This window comes from Weizmannia acidilactici, from assembly GCF_008974225.1.
GTDB classification, from domain to species: Bacteria; Bacillota; Bacilli; order Bacillales; family Bacillaceae_C; genus Weizmannia; species Weizmannia acidilactici.
In genome coordinates this window covers 1-7654 of record NZ_BKZR01000069.1, presented here as the reverse complement: position 1 = coordinate 7654, position 7654 = coordinate 1, and the positions used below count along the sequence as shown (strand labels likewise).

Genomic DNA, 7654 nt, shown 5'->3' with positions numbered 1-7654 from the left:
TTGTATCTCCAATTTCTATGCGTGTTTGCTTCTCTAAGTGGCGGAGGAAGAGGGATTCGAACCCCCGCGCGGGTGTGACCCGCCTGTCGGTTTTCAAGACCGATCCCTTCAGCCAGACTTGGGTATTCCTCCGTATTGACAGAAAAGATTATAACCTACCCCCCCAAAACAAGTCAAGAATAGGATAAAAAAATCACCCGGCTTCTTTTCGCCATTCGGAAGCCGGGTATTTCCGCCTTATTTCGGTTTAATCACATCCACGCGCATATACGGACGGAGCACTTCAGGAATCACGACGCTGCCATCTTCCTGCTGGTAATTTTCAAGCACCGCCGCAACTGTGCGCCCGATCGCAAGCCCTGAACCGTTCAGCGTATGGACATGTTCCGGTTTGGCGTTTGGTTCCCTGCGGAAGCGGATATTCGCGCGCCTTGCCTGAAATGCTTCGAAATTGCTGCAAGAAGAAATTTCACGGTACGTATTGGAGCTTGGGAGCCACACTTCAATGTCATATTTTTTCGCTGCCGTAAAACCGAGGTCGGCAGTGCACATGCTCATCACACGGTAAGGCAGACCCAACAGCTGGAGCACTTTTTCGGCATGGCCCGTCAATTTTTCGAGTTCGTCATAGGAGTCTTCCGGTTTCACAAATTTCACAAGCTCCACCTTATTGAATTGGTGCTGCCGGATCAAACCGCGTGTATCACGCCCGGCAGAACCCGCTTCGGAACGGAAACAGGCGCTGAATGCCACATAACTGATCGGCAGATCGTCGCCGTTCAAAATTTCATCGCGGTGGTAGTTTGTCACCGGCACTTCGGCTGTCGGGATCAGGAAGTAGTCTTTGCTTTCCACCAGGAAAGCATCTTCTTCAAATTTCGGCAGCTGCCCCGTCCCTGTCATGCTGGCGCGATTTACCATATACGGCGGCAAAACTTCTTCATAGCCATGTTCCTCCACATGCAGATCAAGCATGAAATTGTAGAGGGCGCGTTCCAGGCGGGCGCCGAGCCCTTTATAAAACACAAAGCGGCTGCCGGTTACTTTTGCGGCCCTTTCAAAGTCAAGAATATCCAAATTTGCCGCAAGATCCCAGTGCGGTTTCGGTTCAAATCCGAACTGGCGCACTTCCCCCCATTTGCGGATTTCGACATTATCGTCTTCGCTGTCGCCGATCGGCACGCTTTCATGCGGAATGTTTGGAATTGAAAGCATCAATGATTCAAGCTCTGCTTCCACTTCTTTTAACTCGGCATCAAGGCTTTTGATTTTATCCCCTACTTCGCGCATTTCTTCGATCAAATGCGTTGCATCTTTCTTTTCGCGCTTCAGCACCGCTACCTGCTGCGAAACTTCATTCCGTTTGTTTTTTAACTTCTCGCTTTCCATGATCAGTTCACGGCGTTTTTTATCCAGCCCCCCGAATTTTTCAAAATCTGCCAAATCCTCGCCGCGGTGCTGCATCCGCTTCTTTACTTCGTCAAAATTCGCACGCAAAAATTTCATGTCCAACATGCTAATCCTTCTCCTTTTATCATAATTCAAATAAAAAACTCCCGCCCTGAAACAGGGACGAGAGTTGACCCGCGTTGCCACCCAATTTGAAAACAAAACCATTTGTTTTCCGCTTTGCATGGATAACGGGTTTTTATTCCCGGGGATGCCTACTCGTCCGGACTTTCAACACCCCGCTCAAGGATGGATTCACAGAAGCTTCCCATCGGTTTCCACCAGCCACCGACTCTCTTTCGGAAAAACGTTCTGCTACTGGTTCCTGTCATAGCTTTTACATTCTTAATTTACACATTAATGTACTACAATTTTATCCGATTTGCAACAGGCTATGCGCGACTTACGCCATGTTCAAAAAATATTCGGTCATGCGCAGATCATCCGTTAATTCCGGATGGAACGAGCATCCAAGCAGGTTCCCCTCCCGGACAGCGACGATCCTTCCGCGGCATTCGGCAAGGATGTCGACGTTGTTTTCAACAGACACGATATGGGGCGCGCGTATAAAAACTGCCGGAAAATCTTCCGCCACACCTTCAACACGGATCGTTTCTTCAAAGCTTTCCCGCTGGCGGCCGAACGAATTGCGCGCAACCGTGATATCCATCGCGCCAATATGGGCATCATTCTGGCCTTCAATGCGTTTAGCAAGCAAAATCAGGCCTGCGCAAGTGCCGAATACCGGGCCTCCGCTTTTGGCAAACTGCTTCAATTCGTCCATAAAACCGTACCGGTCAATTAACCGGCGCATCGTTGTGCTTTCCCCGCCCGGGAGGATCAGGCCATCTATTTCTTCCAGTTGCTCTTTTTTCTTGATGACGATTCCTTCCGCCCCGCAATTTTCCACTGCCCGGATATGTTCCCGGACAGCGCCCTGCAGGCCCAAAACTCCGATTTTCTTCATGCTGATTCTCCTTACCAGCCGCGCTCCTGCATTCTTGCTTCAGCCGGCAATGTTGAAATTTCAAGTCCTTTCATTGCCATGCCAAGATCTTTCGACAATTCGGCAATCAATTTATAATCTTGATAATGGGTCGTCGCTTCGACAATCGCTTTTGCATATTTTTCCGGGTTTTCCGATTTGAAAATGCCGGATCCGACAAACACACCGTCTGCACCAAGCTGCATCATTAAAGCCGCATCTGCCGGTGTCGCCACCCCGCCTGCAGCAAAGTTCACAACCGGCAGCCTGCCTTCTTTTTTGATTTGCAGCAACACTTCATAAGGGGCACCAAGCTGCTTTGCTTCCGTCATCAGCTCATCTTCGCTCATATTCACGACTTTGCGCACCTGTGCATTCACCCTGCGCATATGCCGTACTGCTTCGACAATATTCCCTGTTCCCGGTTCACCTTTTGTCCTTAACATCGAGGCGCCTTCCCCGATCCGGCGGGCAGCTTCGCCCAAATCACGGCAGCCGCACACAAACGGGGCAGTAAATTCTTTTTTATTGATATGGAATTCTTCATCAGCCGGCGTCAATACTTCACTTTCATCAATGTAATCAACACCCATCGCCTCAAGCACGCGTGCTTCTACAATATGGCCGATTCTTGCTTTTGCCATCACCGGAATGCTGACCGCTGCCATCACTTCTTCGATGATGCGCGGATCAGCCATACGGGCAACACCGCCTGCTTTGCGGATATCGGACGGAACGCGTTCTAATGCCATTACGGCGACAGCGCCTGCCTCTTCAGCAAGTTTCGCCTGTTCGGCATTGACGACATCCATGATGACTCCGCCCTTCTGCATTTCCGCCATGCCGCGTTTCACTAGATCTGTTCCTGTTTTCATGATTTGTACGCCCCTTTATAAAATTAAAAATTCTTATTTATATGTACAATAATTTAAATAAACACCAAAAAAGCAGGCTTGTCAAGAAGCAAAATTTTTCCGCGCCTTTGTAAAAGAATTTTCATTAGGCTGTGCTGACGAACCATGTTGATTCCGCGAAACTATCCCCATAAAAAAACAGGACAAGAAATCCTTGCCCTGAAATTTTAAAATAAGCTGCCGACCGTGTGTTGCCAAAGGCCGGAGAAGAAACCGCCAATCCCGCGCATCATCCGCACAAACCAGTTGGCTTTTTCGATATCGTTTTTCGTGACCAAAGCAACGTTTGCCGATTTCGGGCCGTACAAGTAACCGAGCTCCTGGCCGCCTGTATATTGAGCGTACAATGTACCGACCTTCATGCCTTTTTTCACCGGCGCCGTGATTTGCTTCGAATCCAGTTTTACAACCTGCTTGTACATCTTATCTTCTCCGTTTTTCACAGCAACGATGAGCGGCGCTTTTGTGGCGACAGCAGCCTGCTTTTCTTTCCCGGCTTTCACGCTGACCGTCTTTTTCACCGTATAGCCTTTCGGGTAAAGTGTTTTCTCTGTAAAGTTGTTATAAGCATAATCCATTAATTTATTCGTTTCATCAAAACGGGCTTTCATCGTGCTTTTTCCGTTTGCATCTTCCGCATGAAGGACGACTGTAATAATCCGCATGCCGTTTTGTTTTGACGTTCCTGTAAAGCAATATCCCGCATAATCCGTGTTGCCGGTTTTCAGGCCGTCAACGCCCTGCCTTCCGTACACCAAAGAAGGGAGCATCCAGTTCCAGTTCTGCATTGCAATTTCATCATTCGTCCCGGCACGGAATTTCATTTTCGCAATGCTGGTTGTTTGTAAAATTTCAGGGTAATCATGGATCAAATGGTATGCAATCTTTGCAACAGATCTAGCTGACACAAGATTTTCTTCCGTACTGCCTGTCCCACCCGGTTGCATGCCGTCTAAATCCCTGTTATTTAAGCCTGTTGCGTTCACAAACTTATAATTCGTCAGGCCGAATGTTTTTGCCTGTTTATTCATCATGTTAAGGTAGTTTTTTTCCGTTCCGCCCAACGTTTCCGCAAGTGCGATGGTTGCGCCGTTTGCCGAATAAATGGCCATTGCCTGGAACAATTCTTTCACGGTATATTTCTCGCCTTTTCTTAACGGCACATTGGAAAGGTCACGCTTTTGGGAAACGTGGTACGCATAATCGCTGATCGTCACTTTTTGATCCCATGAGATTTTCTTTTCATGGATTGCTTTTAAAAGAAGGTATTCCGTCATCATTTTGCTCATGGAAGCAATACCCAATGCCTGGTCAGCATTTTTCTCATACAATATTTGTCCGTTGTCCGCATCGATGAGAATCGCTGCTTTTGCATGAATGTCCAAATTATCCTGCGCATAAGCTTTTTTTGGCAGCTGCAAAACCCCTGCAGCCAAAAGGCACGCCAAAAAAGCGAATGTCATTTTCTGCAACCTTTTTTTCACTTTTAACCCTCCATCATGATATGTATGCACTTTGCATATTTTAACATAGTTCAAGCTGAAAAAGTAGATGAACAAAGTCTATAAAATCACATAAAAAATGGCAGGAGGAATCGCTCCCGCCACAGCCATACGCATTCTTGAGTTTATTAAGATAAAGAATAATTCGGTGCTTCTTTTGTGATTTGCACATCATGCGGATGGCTTTCGCGTAAACCTGCCCCTGTCATACGGATAAACTGGGCTTCTTCCCGCAATGCTGTTAAATCTTTCGCACCGCAGTATCCCATACCGGAACGCAGGCCGCCGATTAATTGATAGATCACATCCTGCAGGCTGCCTTTAAATGGAACACGGCCTTCAATCCCTTCCGGCACAAGTTTTTTCGCATCTTCTTGGAAGTAGCGGTCTCTGGACCCTTTTTCCATTGCACCAATCGACCCCATGCCGCGGTAAACTTTATACTGCCGCCCCTGGTAAATTTCCGTTTCCCCCGGGCTTTCCGACGTCCCGGCAAGCAAGCTTCCGAGCATGACGGCATGGCCGCCTGCAGCCAATGCTTTTACAATATCGCCGGAATATTTGATGCCGCCGTCCGCAATGATCGCCTTTCCGTATTTTCTCGCTTCCGTTGCACAATCGTAGATCGCCGTAATTTGCGGCACACCGACGCCGGCGACAACCCTTGTAGTGCAGATTGAACCCGGTCCGATCCCGACTTTTACAATATCGGCACCGGCATCAATCAGCGCTTTTGTTCCTTCCGCCGTTGCGACATTCCCCGCAATCATATTTAATGAAGGGTAAGCTTTCCGGATTTGCGCAACCGTCTCAAGTACATCTTTTGAATGGCCGTGTGCCGTATCGATGACAATCACGTCAACCCCGGCTTCAACAAGCATTTCCACCCGTTTCATCGCATCTTTCGTTACGCCGACCGCCGCACCGGCTAAAAGGCGGCCTTGTTCGTCTTTTGCAGCATTTGGAAATTCGATGACTTTTTCGATATCTTTGATCGTAATGAGCCCTTTCAGCACGCCGTTGCCATCAACAAGCGGAAGCTTTTCAATTTTATAGCGGTGCAAAAGCTGTTCCGCTTCATTCAATGTCGTACCTACGGGGGCCGTCACCAAATTTTCCTTCGTCATGACGTCCGAGATTTGAATGGAATAATCTTCAATGAACCGCATGTCGCGGTTGGTCAAAATCCCGACAAGTTTCTGTTCTTCCCGGTTATTAACAATCGGCACACCGGAAATCCGGTACTTGCTCATTAAATGCTCTGCCGCAAACACCTGCTCATCCGGAGTAAGGAAAAACGGATTGGTGATGACGCCGTTTTCCGATCGTTTTACACGGTCCACCTGTTCCGCCTGCTGTTCAATGCTCATATTTTTATGGATGATGCCGAGTCCGCCCTGCCTTGCCATCGCAATCGCCATTTCTGCTTCCGTAACGGTATCCATGCCGGCGCTGATAATCGGGATGTTCAGTTCCAATGTTCCGGTCAATGCTACACTTGTGTTGACATCTTTTGGCAATACGTCTGATTTCGCAGGTATTAAAAGTACATCATCAAAAGTAAGGCCTTCCTTCACGAACTTCGATTCCCACATGCGAACCCCTCCTGAACTGATAAGAATATTATTAGTAGGTTATCAATTGGACATAATACTGTCAAGATCCTAACGACATATAAAACTATTCAGTTAATTCGGAGGGCGAAATATTGGCTGTGATCAATCACTGGGACGAACTGATACAATTTCAATCGGCTGAATATACACAAGCATATTTAAAGAACCGGTATAAAACTGCGGGGTATGACGATTTTTCCGCCAAAAGCTATGAGAACTGCTACGCTTTTATGTATTACCTGGAACATGGGGAAGCTTACTACCGTCAGGCAATACAGGCACCCGTTTCGATCCAGCCCGTCCTGCTTTTTTACGGCTTTGTCCATTTGCTGAAAGCCTGCCTGCTGTCAGTCGACCCGCTCTATCCCGAAACGACTTCTGTCCTGGCACACGGAGTAACATCGCGGAAAAAAAAGAAACAAAACTACCGGTTTGGTGGAGATGAAGTCAAAATCCAAAAAATGGGGTTATGCGCCCATCTCGCAAATAAAATGTTTCAGCTTGGCCCGTTAGAAGGCAATAAATATTCCATGCAAAGCCTGCTCATGCAAATTCCGGAACTCGACACTGCATTTCCCCATCAAAAGCATTTTATTTTTGTTGAAGAAAAAGGCGGCAAATACCTCCTGCCTTCCAAGGTTCTGGACGGCTTTCATATGACAGCTGAAAGATTTTCCAACTATTTGGCTGAAAAAATGCACGGCAGACTTGAGGGCGTTGGAGCGGATGAAGGGGGCGTTTCATTTTCTTGCGGCGAGTTTCTTCCCCTGCCGTTTCGGTTCCATCTTTTTAAAAAGCAATTTTGCTTTCCGTTTAAAATGCATAAAGAAAACGACCTCCCGGATATACTGGTCCATTACTTGCTTTTGTACAACCTCAGCATGATCTCCCGGTACGAAACGGAATGGTGGGCGGAACTGCTCAAAAGCCGGGAAACATCCGACTTCCCGGCCATCACCCTTTTTTTGCACACCGCAATGGAAAAAGGACCGTTCTTATGCCTGCAGTTTCTTACGGCTAAAAATGAATGAATACATTTTGTGGCATGAGGAGGCGGAGTTTTCATTTGGCGTATGGGGAAAAAAGCTGGTACCCCGTATTTTAACGTATCAGTATTTTTATTGAAAAATGGCCGGATTCCTTTATCCAGGAGAACCGAACGACCCCGGATACTTTAAAATATGCGAG

At 47.4% G+C, this 7654-nt stretch carries 6 protein-coding genes, 1 tRNA gene and 1 other annotated feature; of the genes, 1 reads left to right on the top strand and 6 read right to left on the bottom strand.

Annotation, left to right across the window (positions count from 1 at the left end; all coding sequences use genetic code 11):
- Window positions 1–38: 38 nt before the first annotated feature.
- From GBH70_RS15885 to guaB, 6 genes are all read right to left on the bottom strand, one after another.
- Window positions 39–132 (bottom strand) — tRNA-Ser (locus tag GBH70_RS15885).
- A gap of 105 nt (window positions 133–237) precedes the next feature.
- Window positions 238–1515 carry a serine--tRNA ligase gene (gene serS / locus GBH70_RS15880; RefSeq protein ID WP_151681943.1) on the bottom strand — a complete coding sequence of 426 codons (1278 nt, stop codon included), beginning with the start codon at window positions 1513–1515 and terminating at the stop codon, window positions 238–240.
- A 50-nt stretch (window positions 1516–1565) separates the two neighbouring features.
- Window positions 1566–1790 (bottom strand) — a binding site (T-box leader).
- 62 nt (window positions 1791–1852) lie between these two features.
- On the bottom strand, window positions 1853–2416 hold the full coding sequence (pdxT, locus tag GBH70_RS15875) for a pyridoxal 5'-phosphate synthase glutaminase subunit PdxT (protein ID WP_151681942.1): 564 nt from the start codon (window positions 2414–2416) through the stop codon (window positions 1853–1855).
- A gap of 11 nt (window positions 2417–2427) precedes the next feature.
- Window positions 2428–3312 carry a pyridoxal 5'-phosphate synthase lyase subunit PdxS gene (gene pdxS, locus GBH70_RS15870; protein ID WP_172967566.1) on the bottom strand — a complete coding sequence of 295 codons (885 nt, stop codon included), beginning with the start codon at window positions 3310–3312 and terminating at the stop codon, window positions 2428–2430.
- 203 nt (window positions 3313–3515) lie between these two features.
- Window positions 3516–4832, bottom strand: coding sequence for a serine hydrolase (locus tag GBH70_RS15865; RefSeq protein WP_151681940.1), 1317 nt, complete (start codon window positions 4830–4832; stop codon window positions 3516–3518).
- 146 nt (window positions 4833–4978) lie between these two features.
- Entirely contained in the window at window positions 4979–6445 is a 1467-nt protein-coding gene (guaB, locus tag GBH70_RS15860; RefSeq protein ID WP_151681939.1) for an IMP dehydrogenase, read from the bottom strand.
- Window positions 6446–6564: 119 nt separating this feature from the next.
- Here guaB and GBH70_RS15855 point away from each other — a divergent pair, with 119 nt between their 5' ends.
- A complete protein-coding gene (locus GBH70_RS15855; RefSeq protein WP_253694023.1) occupies window positions 6565–7497 on the top strand; it encodes a YaaC family protein in 933 nt (310 codons plus the stop codon).
- The last annotated feature ends 157 nt before the right edge of the window (window positions 7498–7654 follow it).

Coding starts and splice junctions, on each gene's coding strand:
- pdxT (WP_151681942.1), bottom strand. CDS start 2,416: ATGAAGAAAATCGGAGTTTTGGGCCTGCAGGGCGCTGTCCGGGAACAT.
- serS (WP_151681943.1), bottom strand. CDS start 1,515: ATGTTGGACATGAAATTTTTGCGTGCGAATTTTGACGAAGTAAAGAAG.
- guaB (WP_151681939.1), bottom strand. CDS start 6,445: ATGTGGGAATCGAAGTTCGTGAAGGAAGGCCTTACTTTTGATGATGTA.